General features: G+C 57.0%; 15 protein-coding genes. 7 read left to right on the forward strand and 8 right to left on the reverse strand.

Annotation, left to right across the window (positions count from 1 at the left end):
* A complete protein-coding gene (locus ACXADZ_RS21775) occupies positions 1–1,368 on the forward strand; it encodes an amidase (RefSeq protein WP_475199872.1) in 1,368 nt (455 codons plus the stop codon).
* Between the two features lie 2 nt (positions 1,369–1,370).
* Positions 1,371–3,041 carry a thiamine pyrophosphate-binding protein gene (locus ACXADZ_RS21780; RefSeq protein WP_475199874.1) on the forward strand — a complete coding sequence of 557 codons (1,671 nt, stop codon included), beginning with the start codon at positions 1,371–1,373 and terminating at the stop codon, positions 3,039–3,041.
* Positions 3,042–3,225: 184 nt separating this feature from the next.
* Here ACXADZ_RS21780 and ACXADZ_RS21785 read toward each other — a convergent pair whose 3' ends face one another.
* From ACXADZ_RS21785 to ACXADZ_RS21810, 6 genes are all read right to left on the reverse strand, one after another.
* Positions 3,226–4,167: a hypothetical protein gene (locus tag ACXADZ_RS21785; protein ID WP_475199877.1), complete on the reverse strand. Its 942-nt coding sequence runs from the start codon at positions 4,165–4,167 to the stop codon at positions 3,226–3,228.
* A 7-nt stretch (positions 4,168–4,174) separates the two neighbouring features.
* Positions 4,175–5,488, reverse strand: coding sequence for a TRAP transporter large permease (locus tag ACXADZ_RS21790; RefSeq protein WP_475199879.1), 1,314 nt, complete (start codon positions 5,486–5,488; stop codon positions 4,175–4,177).
* Positions 5,489–5,491: 3 nt separating this feature from the next.
* The gene (locus tag ACXADZ_RS21795) at positions 5,492–6,025 is read right to left on the reverse strand and encodes a TRAP transporter small permease (RefSeq protein WP_171095088.1); all 534 of its coding nucleotides are present in this window, start codon (positions 6,023–6,025) and stop codon (positions 5,492–5,494) included.
* A gap of 69 nt (positions 6,026–6,094) precedes the next feature.
* Entirely contained in the window at positions 6,095–7,072 is a 978-nt protein-coding gene (locus ACXADZ_RS21800) for a TRAP transporter substrate-binding protein (RefSeq protein WP_171095086.1), read from the reverse strand.
* A gap of 52 nt (positions 7,073–7,124) precedes the next feature.
* Complete coding sequence (locus ACXADZ_RS21805) at positions 7,125–8,375, reverse strand: NAD(P)/FAD-dependent oxidoreductase (RefSeq protein ID WP_475199883.1); 1,251 nt, start codon at positions 8,373–8,375, stop codon at positions 7,125–7,127.
* Positions 8,372–9,505 carry an enolase C-terminal domain-like protein gene (locus tag ACXADZ_RS21810; RefSeq protein ID WP_475199886.1) on the reverse strand — a complete coding sequence of 378 codons (1,134 nt, stop codon included), beginning with the start codon at positions 9,503–9,505 and terminating at the stop codon, positions 8,372–8,374. The genes ACXADZ_RS21805 and ACXADZ_RS21810 overlap by 4 nt, the downstream gene beginning before the upstream one ends.
* A 97-nt stretch (positions 9,506–9,602) precedes the next feature.
* Here ACXADZ_RS21810 and ACXADZ_RS21815 point away from each other — a divergent pair, with 97 nt between their 5' ends.
* Entirely contained in the window at positions 9,603–10,523 is a 921-nt protein-coding gene (locus ACXADZ_RS21815) for a LysR family transcriptional regulator (RefSeq protein ID WP_475199888.1), read from the forward strand.
* On the opposite strand, the gene ACXADZ_RS21820 is transcribed toward ACXADZ_RS21815, so the two are convergent.
* Positions 10,484–12,178: a thiamine pyrophosphate-binding protein gene (locus ACXADZ_RS21820; RefSeq protein WP_475199891.1), complete on the reverse strand. Its 1,695-nt coding sequence runs from the start codon at positions 12,176–12,178 to the stop codon at positions 10,484–10,486. The two genes, ACXADZ_RS21815 and ACXADZ_RS21820, sit on opposite strands and share 40 nt — an antisense overlap.
* Positions 12,179–12,289: 111 nt before the next feature.
* Here ACXADZ_RS21820 and ACXADZ_RS21825 point away from each other — a divergent pair, with 111 nt between their 5' ends.
* Both ACXADZ_RS21825 and ACXADZ_RS21830 read left to right on the forward strand, forming a co-directional pair.
* Complete coding sequence (locus tag ACXADZ_RS21825; protein ID WP_475199892.1) at positions 12,290–12,994, forward strand: GntR family transcriptional regulator; 705 nt, start codon at positions 12,290–12,292, stop codon at positions 12,992–12,994.
* Entirely contained in the window at positions 12,991–13,701 is a 711-nt protein-coding gene (locus ACXADZ_RS21830; RefSeq protein WP_475199893.1) for an aspartate/glutamate racemase family protein, read from the forward strand. Before ACXADZ_RS21825 ends, ACXADZ_RS21830 begins: the two co-directional genes overlap by 4 nt.
* Positions 13,702–13,804: 103 nt before the next feature.
* Here ACXADZ_RS21830 and ACXADZ_RS21835 read toward each other — a convergent pair whose 3' ends face one another.
* Positions 13,805–14,575, reverse strand: coding sequence for a transporter substrate-binding domain-containing protein (locus ACXADZ_RS21835; protein ID WP_171095077.1), 771 nt, complete (start codon positions 14,573–14,575; stop codon positions 13,805–13,807).
* Positions 14,576–14,696: 121 nt separating this feature from the next.
* Here ACXADZ_RS21835 and ACXADZ_RS21840 point away from each other — a divergent pair, with 121 nt between their 5' ends.
* Both ACXADZ_RS21840 and ACXADZ_RS21845 read left to right on the forward strand, forming a co-directional pair.
* Entirely contained in the window at positions 14,697–15,437 is a 741-nt protein-coding gene (locus ACXADZ_RS21840) for an amino acid ABC transporter ATP-binding protein (protein ID WP_171235849.1), read from the forward strand.
* A gap of 8 nt (positions 15,438–15,445) precedes the next feature.
* A complete protein-coding gene (locus ACXADZ_RS21845) occupies positions 15,446–16,204 on the forward strand; it encodes an amino acid ABC transporter permease (RefSeq protein WP_171669858.1) in 759 nt (252 codons plus the stop codon).
* Positions 16,205–16,212 lie beyond the last annotated feature (8 nt).

A 16,212-nucleotide genomic window follows, 5' to 3' on the forward strand; every position in this document is an offset into this window, starting at 1 on the left:
TTGCTGCAACCGATAGATATCACTCAGAAGTCGGCCATCGAACTTGCGGGAGACCTGCGTAAACGAACCCTGAGTAGCTCGGAGGTTTTGGCAACCTACCGCGTGCGCATCGAAGGCGATACAGCCGGTGTGAACGCCTTTGTCACGCTGGATTGGGACGCTGCCAGCGTCCGTGCTGATGAGTTGGACAAGATGGCCGCACGGGGGCAGTTCGCAGGGCCACTGCACGGGTTGCCGGTCGCGATCAAAGACTGTTTTGATACCGCCGGTCTGCGCACAACGCATGGATCAAAGAGCTTTTCTGACCATGTCCCGTCCAGTGACGCGCTCCACGTCGCGCGTCTGAGGGCGGCAGGTGCGGTGATCGTTGGCAAGACAAACACGCCCGAGTTCACATTTTCTGGCCAGACCACGAACTTTGTATCGGGCACGACGCGTAATCCATTGAACCCCGAAAAGACGGTTGCGGGCAGTTCTGGTGGCGCGGCTGCCGCGTTGGCGGCCAACATGGTTGCCCTTGCTGATGGCTCGGATCTTGGCGGCAGTGCCCGCACACCTGCTGCATGGTGCGGTGTCGTCGGTCTGCGGCCAACATCGGGATTGGTTCCCATGGACCCGAACCCGGCCCCGTTTGACGGTTTGTCCGTGCCATGCCCGATGGCGCGTACGGTTTCGGACCTCGCTTTGATGCTGAGTGTGATGCAAGGCCCGACGCCCAACCAGCCTTTGGCATACACCGGCGCTTACCCGGACCCGGTTGAGATTGATACCCCGCTGACTGCGGGCCGCGTGGCGTTGAGCCTTTCGCCCTTCGGGGCAAGTGTTGAGCCATCGGTTCAGGCGGCCTTGGCACCAATCGCAGATGTTTGCCGCGCTTTGGGCTGGCGTGTCGATGAAGATACGGCCCCGGACCTTGCGCCGCTGATTGCATATGGCGACATCATTCGGGGCCAATGTGCCCTGCAAATTCGCGCGGCGCTCGATCCCGACATGACGCTGGCCACAGACAGCTATCGCACGGCTTGCGCACAGGGAGAACGGCAAAGCTTTGCCGATCTGATCGCCTATCAGACGACACGCCGTCATGTCTGGGACTCTGTTGCTACATTCTTCGCCCACTATGATTTTGCCCTTTGGCCTACCGCAACCGGATTACCGTTCAGCGCAGACCTGCGAGACGGGGAAATCACCGAAGACTGGTGCACGGTGACTCTGACACCGACAATGGAGCTTCCATCGATTTCCATCCCCATGGGGCAGTCCTCGGACGGTATGCCCGTGGGTCTTCACATCACCGGTCCGAAAGGGTCGGACGCGCGGTTGCTGCGCTTTGCCCGCCAGATTGAACGCCAAATTTCCGGAGACTGAACATGACCACCATCAACGGCGGAGAAGCCGCCTATCGCGTTCTGAAAGCCAACGGCATCGATACCGTTTTCGGCCTGCTGGGCGGCTCGATGCTGGAACTCTATGATGCCATGTATAAAGGCGGTCAGATCGCCTATGTCGGAGCGCGGGACGAACGTGCTGCGGGCCACATGGCTGATGCCTGGGCGCGGATGACGGGCAAACCCGGTGTGGTTTTGGGGGCGCAGGCAGGGCCCGGCGTGGTCAACATCGTGACAGCAGTGGCCGAGGCGCAACTGGCCTATTCCCCACTTGTGGTGATTGCCGGAGCGATCACCCGTGCCGATCAATGCAAGGATACGTTTCAGGAAATAGATCAGGTCGCGTTGTTTGCACCTATTTCCAAGCGTTCGGTCATGGTGACAGATCCGGCGCGGCTGGCACCGATGCTGGAAGACGCCATCCGGTTGGCCAACACTGGCCGACGCGGACCAGTGGTGCTGCATGTCCCGCGTGACTTGTTTGCCGCTGAGATACCAGCTTTTGAGCCGACCCGGGTGAACATCGCGCGCCCCGGCCCTGCCGCACCGTCGGACGTCGCCGCCATTGCCAAGCTGCTATCTGGGGCCGAAAGGCCGGTGATCTTTGCCGGTGGGGGCTTCAAATGGGGGGACGGGCGCGACGCTTTGACGGCGTTGGCCGAAAAGCTTGAGGTTCCGGTCGTCGCATCAACCGGCCATGCCGATGTCATGCCCCACGGCCACCCGTGGTTTTCAGGGCAAGCCGGGCCACGTGGCAATGTGGTCGCCAGCAGGCTGACGCGCGAGGCGGATGTCATGGTGGTTCTCGGAGCCCGGCTTGGGTTCAACTCGACCTTTCATTCCAACGACTATGTCGGGGCAGATACCCGGATTGCCCATGTCGATATCGAAGGCGCAGCGGTTGGCCGTTATTTCCCCGCCGAGATCGCGGCACAGGGCGATGCCCGCCTGACTGCCGAAGCTTTGACAGATACAGCAACGCGCCCGGATTGCGATCCGTGGCGCGAAGCGTTTCGGTCTGGCATGTCCGACCTCGCAACCGAGCGCGCGGCGGAGGCAGAGCTGGACAGCTTGCCTATGCACCCGCGCCGTGCTCTGGCCGAAATCCGCGCGACTTTGCCTGAAGACGCGATCGTAACGCTGGACACGGGCAACACTTGTCTGCAAGCCGCTGACCGGCTGGCCCACTATGCACCGATGTCTCTGATCACACCTTTGGATTTTGGCCTTGTCGGCTTTGGTCTTGCCGCCGCAATCGGGGCCAAGGCTGCTACGCCAGATCGCCCTGTCGTGGCTGTGATGGGGGATGGGGCCGTCGGCTATACGATGATCGAGATTCAGACAGCCATTCAGCACAATCTGCCAATCACCATCGTTGTTTTGGACAATCAGGCTTGGGGAGCGGAAAAGGCTTATCAGCAAGAGTTTTACGGAGGCCGTTTGCTGGGTGCAGAAATCCAATCGCCCCGTTTCGACAAATTTGCCGAACTATGTGGTGGGAAAGGTATATGGGTCGATGGGCCCGGTGGCATGGGCCCGGCGTTGCAAAAGGCTATCGCGTCGAATGAAACAACGGTTATTCAGGCCAAAATCGACCCAAGTGCGTTGATGACCTTGCGCAAAGACCTGTTCAAGGCACCGCAAAAAGACTGAGCTCTCCCCGATCGATCTATGCGGATTAGTCTTGGCTGTTACCCCGGCATGGAAGGTTAGCGCAGGTTCTGGCAAAGCACCGGAAGCGACGCGCTTGTCTGTGTTGACCTTCAAATCGTTCTTTTTGAATCGGATCGGGGTGTTTGCCGGGACGATTTTTTGCTTCCGCGCGTTTGATCAGACTTTACGTCGAACGGCCATCAGGGGTCTCACCACCGTAAAAGCGCCGCATGATCATGGGCGTGAGGTACATGGGTATCTGATAAGCACCGATGAAGGCCATGATTGGCGCAGTCACCTCGGGCGGCAGGGCTACAAAAAAGATCGCGATGTTTCGGTTACCAGCGATCAATGAAACTGCCGCTGCCCGTGCAGCGGGAAGCCTGCTTTGCGTCAAATGAAACATGACAATTTGCGCGCCAAAGTTGGCCAGACAGGCAAAGGCGATCCAGAATGCTGCCAAAGCCGGATTCTCCAACGCTGTTGCGCTGACCGACGGCATCAGGCCAATGACAAATATAGCCAGCGTAAGCGTTCCCAATCCTTCAAGACTTAGCAATGTGGATTGCGAAGGCGCGCGCAGGACCGTCTTTCGTACGAACATGGCGGCACCGGTTGCACCTAAAATTGTAAGTGAAAGACGCAAGCCAGCCTCTAAAACCGACTGAATATCGCCAAGCTCGGGCATGAGCAGGAAAATGGGCAGTGCGGTAAAAGGCAACAGAGCCGTTCCGACAACCATCAGTCGCATCGCGTGTTCCGGTGCGTGACCCATCATCATGCACATATTCGGGCTGCCTAAAATGGACGGAGCCGCCGTCATGATCAGCAGGCATAGAAGCACTGGCGCTCCGATCCACCCACAGGCATATCCGAATGCTATGACGATCATCGGCGTCACCAGCTGAAATCCGACAACAGTTAGCGCGACGTTGGGCAGGTCACTCAATGACCCAACGATGGCTTTGGGGTCCATCCTCAGCAAAGTCACGAAAAGCAAAAGGATGACCAAAGGGGCCAGCAGGTTTCGCATTGGTTCCGCCAGAGATGGCAACAGAAGACCTGCTGCCAATCCGCCGATCAGAACATAAGGTCCATGGCGCGCGGCCAGATGAAGCGGGTTCAAAGCCGCCTTATCCGCCCGGGCTTTGTCTTAGGTTCTCAGGCAGCCAAGTCGCGAGATCAGGGAACCAGATCAGGATGAAGACCATCAGAACCATGATCAGGAACATTGGAATGGCGGCCCGCGCGATATAGCTCATCTCGTGGTTGGTCATGCCCTGCATGACGAACAGGTTGAACCCGATCGGAGGCGTGATCTGCGCCATCTCGACGACGACCACGATGAAGATGCCGAACCAGATTAGGTCGATCCCGGCGTCACGGATCATGGGCTCGACCACCGCCATTGTCAGTACGACCGAAGAGATGCCGTCCAGAAAACAACCCAGAATAATGTAGAAAATCAGCAGCACCATGAGCAGTTCGAACCGGGTCAGTTCCCAACCGGCAATCAAATCGGCCAGACCACGCGGCAAGCCTGTAAAGCCCATGGACAGCGAAAGGAACGCCGCGCCCGCCAGAATGAGCGCAATCATCGCGCTGGTGCGCGTGGCCCCCATCAGACTTTCGGTAAAGGTTTTCCAACTCAAAGATCCCTGACCTGCCGCCAACAGCAGCCCGCCGATGACCCCAAAAGCCGCGGCCTCGGTTGCGGTGGCATATCCCAGATACATCGACCCAATCACCACCATGATCAAAAGGATTACAGGCAGCAGGAAGCGAGAGTTCTTGATCTTTTCTGAGAAACTCAGCTTGGCTTCGGTATTGGGGCTCCAGTCTTTGCCGAGTTTGGAATAGATCGCCACGTATCCCATGAACATCGCCGCCAGAACCAGACCGGGAAGGATCCCGGCAAAGAACAGCTTGGTGATGGATTCATTGATTGTCACACCGTAGACGATCAGGGTCAGCGAGGGCGGGATCATCAGCCCGAGTGTCGCCGCGCCGGTCAATGTTCCGATGATCATGCGTTCGGGATAATTGCGCTTGCGCAGTTCGGGGATCGACATCTTTCCAACAGTTGTCAGCGTGGCTGCTGAAGAGCCCGAGACGGCTGCAAAAACCGTGCAACCAACGATATTGGTGTGTACCAGCCCGCCTGGCAAAGGGGCCATCCACGGGGACAGGCCCTTGAACATGTCTTCCGATAATCGCGTTCGATACAGGATTTCACCCATCCAGATGAACATGGGCAGTGCGGTCAGGGTCCACGACGACGACGCCGACCAGATGGTGGTGATCATCACGTCCCCGACGGGGCGGGTGGTGAACAGTTCCATCCCGACCCAGGCAACGCCCATCAGGGCCAACCCGACCCAGACGCCGGTGCCCAGCAAAGTGAAAAGAACAAAGAGAAAGAGGATGATGACAGAGAGGTTTTCCATGAGTTACTCTCCGTGGCTCTGATCGGCGAGATCGCGGACGATGCGGTGTTCGCCCTTGAAAAGCACGTGGATTAAATGATCAGTCAGTGCAATGGCCAGAATGACTGCGCCTAACAGCATCGCGGATTGTGGGATCCAAAGGGCAGTTCGGTCCTGGCCTTGGCTAATGTCGTTGAACTTCCAGCTCCAATAGACAAAGCGATATGCGTACCAGCAAAAATACCACATGACAGCGGTGCCGATGGCGAAGCACCAGACCTCCAGAATACGCCTTACCCCATCCGGAACGGCGTTCAGAAGGATGGAAACCCGGATATGACTGCCCCGGTTCAGTGCATTGGCAAAGGCCAGAAAGGATGCTGCGGCCATCGCGTAACCCGCATAGTCGGGTGCTCCGGGAAACACTTCACCGGTCCAGCGGGCAAGCATCTGCACGACGATCAGCAACAGAATGGCGATCAGGCTGAGTGCCGCTAAAACCCCTGCCGCCAGATAGATGAAGTCGAGTACGGACCGAAGCCCTCGCAAAACCGCCATGCTGTCCCCGCTGTTTTTTGATTGGATGCGAAAAGGGCGGCCGGATGAACCGCCGCCCAAATCGAAAGGTTACTGAGACGCGTTGAAGGCGTCGACGATGGCTTTGCCTTCGTCACCGGCAGCTTCCAGCCATTCGTTGGTCATGGTCACGCCGATCTCTTTCAGCTCGTTGGTCATCTGTTCAGAGGCCGGACCAACAGTCATACCGCCATCCCGCAAACCCTGCAGTGTGAACCCGGTATATTCCTTAGCGCGCCAGTTGCCTGCGTACTCTGCCAGCTCTGCACAGCCCTTGATGACGTTCTTGTTGGCATCAGACACACCAGACCAGACATCAGAATTGACCATCACGTAATTACGCGGCAACCACGCATCGACTTCGTAGAAATAGTTCAGGCTTTCCCAGACTTTGCGGTCATAACCGGTCGATCCAGACGACACCATCGAATCCGCCACACCCGTTGCAAAGGCCTGACTGATTTCCGCCGCTTCAATCGTCACCGGTAGCATCCCGGTCAGCTCGGCCAGTCGCGAGGTCGCATTGTTGTATGAGCGGAACTTGATGCCCTTCATGTCAGCGACCGAGTTTACCTCGTTCTTGAAATACAGACCCTGAGGCGGCCACGGCACAGCGTAAAGCAACGTCAGGTTCTGTTCGGCCAGTACTTTTTCAATAGAAGGCTTGGCGGCCTCCCAAAGCTTGGCGCTGTCGTCGAACGAGGTTGCGAGGAAGGGGATGGAGTCAAAGCCAAACAGCGCGTTTTCGTTTTGGTGGCCGGATAGAAGACGTTCACCAATCGGGGCCTGCCCTGTCTGGATTGCGCGTTTGATATCGGCACCCTTGAACAGTGAACCGGAAGGGTGTGTGACGATCTCGATCTCACCACCAGTGCCTGTGGTCACGCATTTAGCGAACTCCGCGCCTGTGGCCGAGTGGAAGTTTGACGCCGAATAAGCCATCGGCATGTCCCATTTCTCCGCCATGGCCGGTGCGGCTGCAGCTGCAGTCAAAGCGGTCGCTGCCAGAAGATTTGTCAGTTTTTTCATCGTTTTCTCCCTATTGAATTTTGAAACGCTGATGTTTCTCATCAGCTTGTTCTTATGTTGCGTAGCGTGACGGCGCGTAGACGCTGACATCCGCGTTTGGAGTTCTGCCCGCGATCATCTGGGCCAAAAGGCGTCCGGTTTTTGGCCCGCCTGTCAGGCCGATGTGATGGTGCCCAAAGCCCATGTAGGCCCCCTTGATGCCGGGCACGTCGCCAATGATCGGGATCGAGTCAGCCGGGGCGGGCCTGTGCCCCATCCATTCCACTTCCTCCTTCCATGTTATGCCCGGGAAAGCTGTCCGGGCATTCTTGCGCATCAATTCAAACGGCGCGCGAGAGGGCGGTGCATCCAGCCCTCCGAACTCTACAATGCCTGCCAAGCGTATGCGCCCATCCATGGGTGTTGCAACAAACTTACCCGATGCAACCATGACCGGACTTCGCGGCATGGCAGAAGGTTCCACCAATTCAAGATGATACCCGCGTTCGCTTTCCAGTGGGACCGAAACCCCCAGGCGCTTGGCCAAAGGTTCTGACCAGACGCCTGCCGTCACGATAGCTGTGTCGCACGCAATGGTTTCACCGCTCGTGCGAACGCCTGTTACGCTTCCGCCTTCGCGCGTGACGTCTTCGACATTGGCTTGGATGATCCGACCTCCTTGCGCCTCAACATGTGCAGCTAGGTCTTTGACATATCGCCCCGGATCGGTGATGTGGCCATGGTCTGACAGCTTGGCCGCAAACCCAATATCCTGACTGAACACGGGATCGTAATCGTGGAAAGCCTTGCCCTCCAATTCTTCCCACGCAAAGCCATGCTTACGCCGAATGCCCCAACCAAAGGCATCGCCTTCGAAATGGGCTCGGTTTTCATAAAGGAACAGATAATCGCTGGGGACGATCCATTTGTCAGCGCCAGTTCCGGCGGCCAGCGCTTTGTGGTCGTTCAGGCTGTCGCCCACGATGGGCGTCAGGGCTGCTGCGATCCGCTCCACGTCTGTGGCGTTTGCATGGCTTAAATACTGCCTTAGCCATGGCAACAGCTTCGGTAAGTACCTCCATTTCAGGAACAGTGGCTGAGAGGCGCTGAACAGCATCTTCGGCGCTTTGCCGAGCAGTCCCGGAACCGTCACAGGCACGATAGAGCATGACGCAAGCACGCCGCCATTGCCATGCGAGGTTCCTTCGCCAGGCCCGGCCTTATCGATCAAAATCACATCGTGACCGTCGCGCTGCAGCCAGATAGCCGCGGAGACTCCGACAATTCCAGCCCCGATGATGGCTATGGTCTTCTTCTCGCTCACGCCGCCACCGCCTTTGAAACTGCGTAGTGGTTCAGTTTGTCCAAGTCTGGTTTGCCGCCTAGCCCAGGACCATCCGGCACGCACACCTGTCCGTTCCTGATCTGGAACGGTTCTTCCAATATGTCCTTTTTCAGGAAATACGACGCCTGATAGAACTCACAGCCCAGAGTGATTTCTGGTGTCGCGGCAATCATGTGCGTGCCGGCCAAATGGGCCAGGCCAGCCTCGAACATGTCGCCACCATAGGCTGTCAGGCCGTGAGCCGCCGCAATACGCGCAACAGTCTGACCGCGTGTCAGGCCGCCGGATTTCATAATCTTGACGGAAACACCGTCGCAAATGCCTTCGCGGGCTGCACGCTCCATGTCTTCGGGGCCAAACACACTCTCGTCTGCCAGCAAAGGCACATCTGTCATTTGGCGCAGCTTGGCCATCATGCCGAAGTGATGGGCTCGCATGGGCTGTTCGATGAAATCCGGATCGAACCGGGCGACGTCGCGGACCTGGGCCGGGGCATCCTCGATGTTGAGCCCTTGGTTATAATCCACGCGCACCGAAATCTCGGGGCAGTTCTGGGCCAGGTATTCCAGCCGCATGATGTCAAAGGCGTGATCCTTGAACCCGGTCTTGAGTTTGACAATCCGGACACCATCGTCCTGCAACCGTGCCAACAGGTCGACGTCTTGCGAGAAATCAGGGTTGGCGATGGAACAACTCAGCGGGATTGCGTCCCGGCATTTCCCGCCCAACAAGGACCAAACGGGCACGTTACTGATCCGGCCTGTAAGATCCAGCAGCGCGGTTTCCAGTGCGGCTTTGGCCTCGGTGCAATGCGCCACAGCATATGCGGCGCGCGCCATGATCGCGGATCTGTCGCCGACCTTTGCGCCCAAAACAAGTGGGCGCAGATACCGATCAAGCGCAGCAAAGGTTGCCTCTGGCGTGCCGGTGAATACTGACCAGGGCGATGCTTCGCCATACCCTTGCGAGCCGTCCTCGGATGTCAGCCGCAGGATAACAATTTCACAAACGCCTTCGACAGATCCAATGCCGTGATCCCGCCGCGAGGTCACTGGCAGCTTGAGGTGCCATAGGTCATAGCCCGAGATTTTTTGTGACAGATCGCTCATTCGGCCCCCTATAGATGTGCGGAAGCCTGCCTTGACCGGCATATCATTTCAAATACTATATCTTCGACAGTTCATCAGAAAAAATGATACTATACAAATGTCATTGCGCTTTCGTCAGCTTCAAGCCTTTCACGCCATCATGGAAACCGGAACCGTGACCGGCGCAGCATCGGTTCTTGGCATATCGCAACCCGGCATCAGCAACCTTTTGGCGCAACTGGAGCGCGAGGCGCGATTACCTCTGTTCGAACGCAACAAGGGGCGTCTGTTGCCTACGCCCGAAGCCGAGTTGTTGTACCGCGAAGTCGACACTGTTGTGCGTGGGTTGGACCATGTTGCGCAGGCGGTAACGGATTTGCAAAACAAGCATCCCGGTCAGTTACAGGTTGCTGCGCCACACCTGCTTTCATTTGGTTTCATGCCACGTGAGATCGCGCGGTTTGCCAAAAGCCGCCCGAACCTGTCCGTTAGCTTTCAGTCGCAATACTCGTCGAAGATTCAAGAATGGGTGACGTCTGGCCTGTTTGAGATCGGTATCGTCGAGATGCCCATTTTGCATGACACGCTGAACTATCAGGTGTTTCAGTTCGAAACGCTGGCCACTTTCCCGGAAGACAGTCCTTTGTCAGCGCATGACGTTCTGACGCCAGAAATTCTGGAAAACGAGCCTTTTATTGTCATGGGGCCGGAACATCAGACGCATCGTAAAACCCGCGACATCTTTCAAGGTGCCGGGCGCACATGGCGCACGCAGATTCACACGCATTTGTCCGAAAACCTACTGAGCTTCGTGAAGCAAGGCATGGGGGTCGCCATGATCGACCCCTTTACCGTTACCTTTGATGAAGAGAGCGGATATCAAACCCGCCCTTTCAAACCTGCAGTCATGTTGGAGCTTGCACTCATCACAGCAAAAGGTCGCCCCTTATCCAGGATCGCTCAGGAGTTTCTGGATCAGCTGATCCCGTCGATCGCCTCTTACGCAACCCATTCGGATACTGGCGCAGCCGCGTTGTGAAGCTGTTGCGAATGGATGTCGACCAGCGTGGGGCCGTCATGTTCGATAGCCTGTCTCAGGATTTTTGGCAGGTCTTCGGGGTCTTTGACCGTCCATGATTTCACGCCAAAGGCTGACGCCACTGCGGCATGATCTGTGCGGTTGAAGTCAACGTTGTAGAATCTTTGACCAAAGCCCGCATCTTGACCTGCTTTGATCCAGCCGAAGACCGCGTTTGAGAAGACAATCGATGTGATGGGCATTTTGTGCCGCACCATCGTTTCAAACTCGCCACATGTGAAGCCGAACGAGCCATCGCCCATGACGGCCAGGGTCTTTACCGACGGACGCCCGACATGTGCCCCCATCGCTGCACCTAATGAATAGCCCAGAGCGCCATGCGCCCGGTTGGTGATGAACTGCCGTCCCGATGTCCGCCAGCGATAATGCGCGCTGAAATAGGGGCAGGGGGTGCCGGGGTCAGCCACAACAATTGCGTCATCATCCAGAATATCCATCAACGCAGCCATGACAGCTTCGGGCCGGATCGGCATTTCACGACTTGCGGCCAGTGGCGCGAAAGCGGCCAGCTTGGCATCCCACGCGGCACGGGCTTTATCCGCCCCGCCTTGTGCGTTCAGGTCTTGCCGATCTTCTAAAGCGCGGGTGAGAGCCTCGAGCGCCAGACGGGCATCTGCGCAGATTGCTACTTCGGTCTGGTAGTTTGCGCCAATCACCATGGGATCGCTGTCGATGTGAATGATCGTGGCATCGCGCCCTGGGCTTCTCCACCGTTCGGTTGTGACCGAGCCGGCGCGGCAGCCTATGAACAGAACAACATCCGCCTGATCCACGACGGCACGTGTCGCGGGCACACCTCCGTTAGACCCGACAACGCCCAAGGCCAGCGGGTCGGTTTCGGCGATGGAACCCTGGCCGGAAACGGTTGTAGCAACGGGCATGTCCAACAAATTTGCGACCTGTCGCAGTGCGTCGGTTGCACCTGACAGAACTGGCCCCCCGCCACAGACCGCAACAGCGGAATTGGCCCGTGCCAGAATATCCGCCGCGGCTGCGATCGCATCCATGTCCGGAGCAGCGCGCTCGGCAGGATAGCTGCGATGCCTATCATCCGCCCAGATTTCGGCCTCATCCACCTGCGCTTTTTGCGTGTCGAAGGGCAGGGCCAGATGGGTGGCCCCCGGCGTGCCCGTTGTCATCGCCCGAAAGGCGGCCCGCACCATGGCCGGAAGCCGCGCGGCGTCGTCCAGCGAGGTGTTCCACTTGGCCAACGGCTTGAACAGGGCGGGCTGATCCAGTTCGGTCAATGGGTATTTGCCCCGGCTGGTTGTCGCGACGTCCGAGGTGATCGCCAGTATCGGAACGGAACTTTCATTGGCTTCGACAACGCCGGGCAGAATGTAAGTTGCGCCACCGCCCGAGGGACCTTCGCAGACACCGGGCTTCCCAGTCACACGCGCGTAACCATCCGCCATATAGGCCGCGTGCCGTTCATCCCGTGTCAAAATGTGCTGAATACCGTGATCCATGCGGGCCAGAGCGTCATAGAGCGGCAAGGTGGTATCGCCGCACAGACCGAACATGTGCTTCACGCCATGTGCCTCGAGCATACGCACCATAGCCTCTGCCCCGGTCAGATAATTCGTCCCTGTCATGATCTACGAGCCTCTCGATTCCACACTGTACGCAGAACTGTATACAGTTTCGTATATTGATTTCAAGCTCTGCCTGTGGCACCTGTGGCAAACAAGAGGAAGGGCAGGTTAATGGCGGGTCCAAGGGTCGGCGACATCTATGATCAGGTTAAGGCGATGGCGGTTTCCTTCCGTCTGCGCCCCGGGGATCGTCTGAACGAAGTTGCTCTGTCCAAGGATCTGGGCGTCAGCCGAACGCCACTGCGCGAGGCGTTGAACCGGCTGGTTGCCGAGCGGCTTTTTGACTTTCGCCCCGGGCAAGGGTTTTTCTGCCGCCCGTTGGATGCGCAAAGCGTGTTTGACCTTTTCGAACTGCGCCAGATTATCGAAACTGCCGCCGCGCGTGCGGCGTGTTCCAAGGCCTCTGACAAAGACCTGCAGAATCTGCGGGATGAGCTTTACTCAACGGGTATCGATATCACCGGCCTGACCGTCGAAGAAGCCGTCAGCCGGGATGAGGCGTTTCACCTTGGGATAGCCAAACTGTCGGGCAATATGGAACTTTTGCAAACCCTGGCGCGGATCAATGAGCGCATTCGCTATATCCGTTGGATTTCCATGAGTATGGACCGGGTGCAACGATCAAAAGACGAGCATAAGCGAGTTATGCAGGCGTTGATAGAACGGGATGCGGAAGAGGCCGCACGTGTTCTGGGTGCTCATATCACCAAGCGCATGGATCAGGTGCAGGACGCTGTGCGTCACGGGATTAGCAGCATTTATATGGAAGGGTCCGAAGAAATCTCGGCCCGAATAATCGAGGAGGTCGAGGGATGATCGCGCAGGGGGGAAAATCCATCTACGGCGCATCCGTCGGTATTCTGATGCTGGATGCCCAATTCCCAAGAATCCCGGGTGACATGGGCAACGCGCTGACCTGGCCGTTTCCGGTGCTCTATCGCATTGTCCGCGATGCCTCGCCGGATCGGGTGGTTCGGCACCGGGCCGAGGGGATGCTGGATGTGTTCATCGACGCGGCGCGAGATCTGGTAAGGGATGGTGTGGATGGCATAACCACCAATTGCGGTTTCCTGTCCTTGTTCCAGAAAGAACTGGCCCAAGCCGTCCCGGTTCCGGTGGCAACATCGTCCTTGATGCAGGTAGAAATGGTGAACCGCATCCTGCCTGCGGGCAAGCGCGCAGGGGTTTTGACCATTTCAGCCTCGACCCTGACGAAAGATCATCTGCGGGCGGCCAACGTGCCGTTGGATACCCCGATTGGCACAACCGAAGGCGGGCAGGAGTTTACCCGCGCGATCCTTGGGAATGAGCTAAGGCTGGATGTTCAGAAAGCGCGCGAAGACAATGTACAGGCGGCGCGTACCTTGGTTGCGGGCAACCCTGACTTGGGTGCAATCGTGCTGGAATGCACAAATATGTGCCCCTATGCACGCGATATCCAACAGGCTACTGGGTTGCCCGTGTTTTCTATCGTCTCTTTTATTCAATGGTTTCAGGCCGGTCTGGTTCCGCGGACATATTAATCGAAAAATTAGTGCGCAAAGCACCTTGCTCAGTCACGTCAAAATAGAAAACGCCCGGTCCTGAAGACCGGGCGTTAAAGTGTAGGTTCTGTCTGAAAATGGATCAGAGACCCCATTTCTCACGATTAGCTTCGAAGAAGCCTTGCGCTTTTTTCACTTCGATCCAGTTGTTCACGTAGTTGATCCAGACCTGATCGCCTTGCGGCAGGATCATCGCGATGGGCGATGGCGACCGGGGACCCGCATTCTTGACACGGACCACAGGGAACTTCTCCTCAAGTGTCGATCCTTCGATGTTCGACGTGATGAACACATCTGCGCGTCCAGCGATCACTTCCTGAAAACCACGGGCCGGGGCTTCGACAACTTTAATCTCGGCGTTCGGGAACCATTCACGCACACGCTTTTCAAACGTCGTGCCCAGCGTGGTGGCAACCGTGACACCCGGCTGGTTGATGGAGTCATAGCCGTCAAATTTGTCCGCCTTGTCCTTGGTCGTGTACGGGAAAAGCTCCACCGCGATGTAGCTATCCGAAAAACCGGCGACCTTCATGCGCGGCGGAGAGATCGAGGCCGAACCGGTCAGGTGGTACTTGCCCGCCACCACGCCGTTGACCAGCGTTTTCCAATCGGTCGGCACATATTCGACCTCAACCCCCAGATCGGCGGCCAACTCGTTCATGATGTCGATGTCATAGCCTTTGTAGCTGTTGGTGGCCGGATCGCGCAGCGACATGGGGTTCCAGTCACCGGTGGTGCCCACTTTAAGCACGCCGGAATCCAGAATCTCGTTCAGTGCGGATTGCGCCTGTGCGGCACCTGACAATACCAGACCCAGCGCGGCTGCTGCCGCTGCTTTCAAAAAAGTGTTCATCGCTTTCTCCCGTTGGTGATGTTTATGTCTTGCCGCCGTGTTCATCATTGATTTAACCCGAAAGAGAAAGATAACCTCAAGAAAATATTACAACTTGACCAAAACAAGGGCAGACCAGCTTATGCCAGACGCCGCAATTGAACTTGTGGGCGTGAACAAGTGGTTCGACACGTTTCACGTACTCAAGGATATAAACCTGACGGTCAACAGCGGCGAGAAGGTGGTGATATGCGGGCCTTCGGGCTCAGGTAAGTCAACCGTCGTTCGGTGTATCAACCAGTTGGAAAAACACCAGAAAGGAACCATCCGCGTGGATGGGGTCGAACTTACGGATGATGCAAAATCTGCGGCGACGATCCGGTCCGAGGTTGGAATGGTGTTTCAACAGTTTAACCTGTTTCCGCATCTGACCGTGTTGGAAAACCTGACTCTGGGCCCGATCAAAGCGCGGGGTCTGAGCCGTAAGGAGGCCGAGGAAAAGGCACGTCTCTATCTGGAGCGCGTACACATCCCTGATCAGGCGGACAAAAAACCCATTCAGTTGTCCGGTGGTCAACAACAACGCGTCGCCATTGCACGATCCCTTTGTATGGAACCGCGCGTGCTGTTGTTCGATGAGCCGACCTCGGCCCTGGATCCCGAAATGATCTCGGAAGTGCTGGATGTAATGGTCGAATTGGCGAATGAAGGCATGACCATGGTTGTTGTAACCCATGAGATGGGGTTTGCGCGCAAAGTGGCCGACAAGATGATCTTCATGGACGCGGGCGAGATCGTCGAAGAGGGCAAGCCCGAGCATTTCTTCACCAACCCGCAATCCGAGCGGTGTCGTAAATTCCTGTCGCAGATATTGCAGCACTGAGAGGGGCTATGAAAAAACTTCTTCTGATAGCGCCCTTGCTGTTGCTGGCGGGTTGTTCCTCGTCCCAGACTTGGGGCTGGTATGTGATCGACCCTACCACGGCATCGGGCTGGACCAATGTTAAATTCCTGATTTCTGGCATGTGGGCGACGATACAGATCTCTCTTATTGCCGCAGTTCTGTCGATTGTCATCGGATTGATGGTGGCATTGCCGGGCCTGTCCGAGAAACGCGGCTGGCGTTTGATCAACCGGGTCTACGTGGAATTCATCCGCGCCATTCCACTGCTGCCGATGCTGTTTTGGGTCTTTTATGGATTGCCTATCGTGTTCCAGTCGATGGGAATGAACGTGCCAATCGATCCATTCTGGGGCGCGATCATCACCCTTGCGATTTCGGACAGTGCCTTTACCGCCGAGATCTATCGTGCGGGTATTCAATCCATCGCGCGCGGTCAGCGTGAAGCGGCGCAAACCATAGGTCTGAACTATGTACAGACCATGCGTTACGTGATCCTGCCTCAGGCGATCCGGCGTATTCTGCCTCCATTGGCAAACCAGTTCATCTACATCGTCAAGATGAGCGCCTTTGCCAGCGTTATCGGGATGCAGGAATTGACTCGCCGCGCGAATGAATTGGTGGTGACGGAATACCGCCCGCTGGAAATCTACACACTGCTGATCTTTGAATATTTGATCCTCGTACTGATCATCAGTGCTGGTGTGCGCTGGTTGGAACGCCGCATGGGCGCAGATGAGCGCGGATAAGGAGCTTA

It is taken from the genome of Ruegeria sp. ABM4_193 (genome assembly GCF_056158705.1).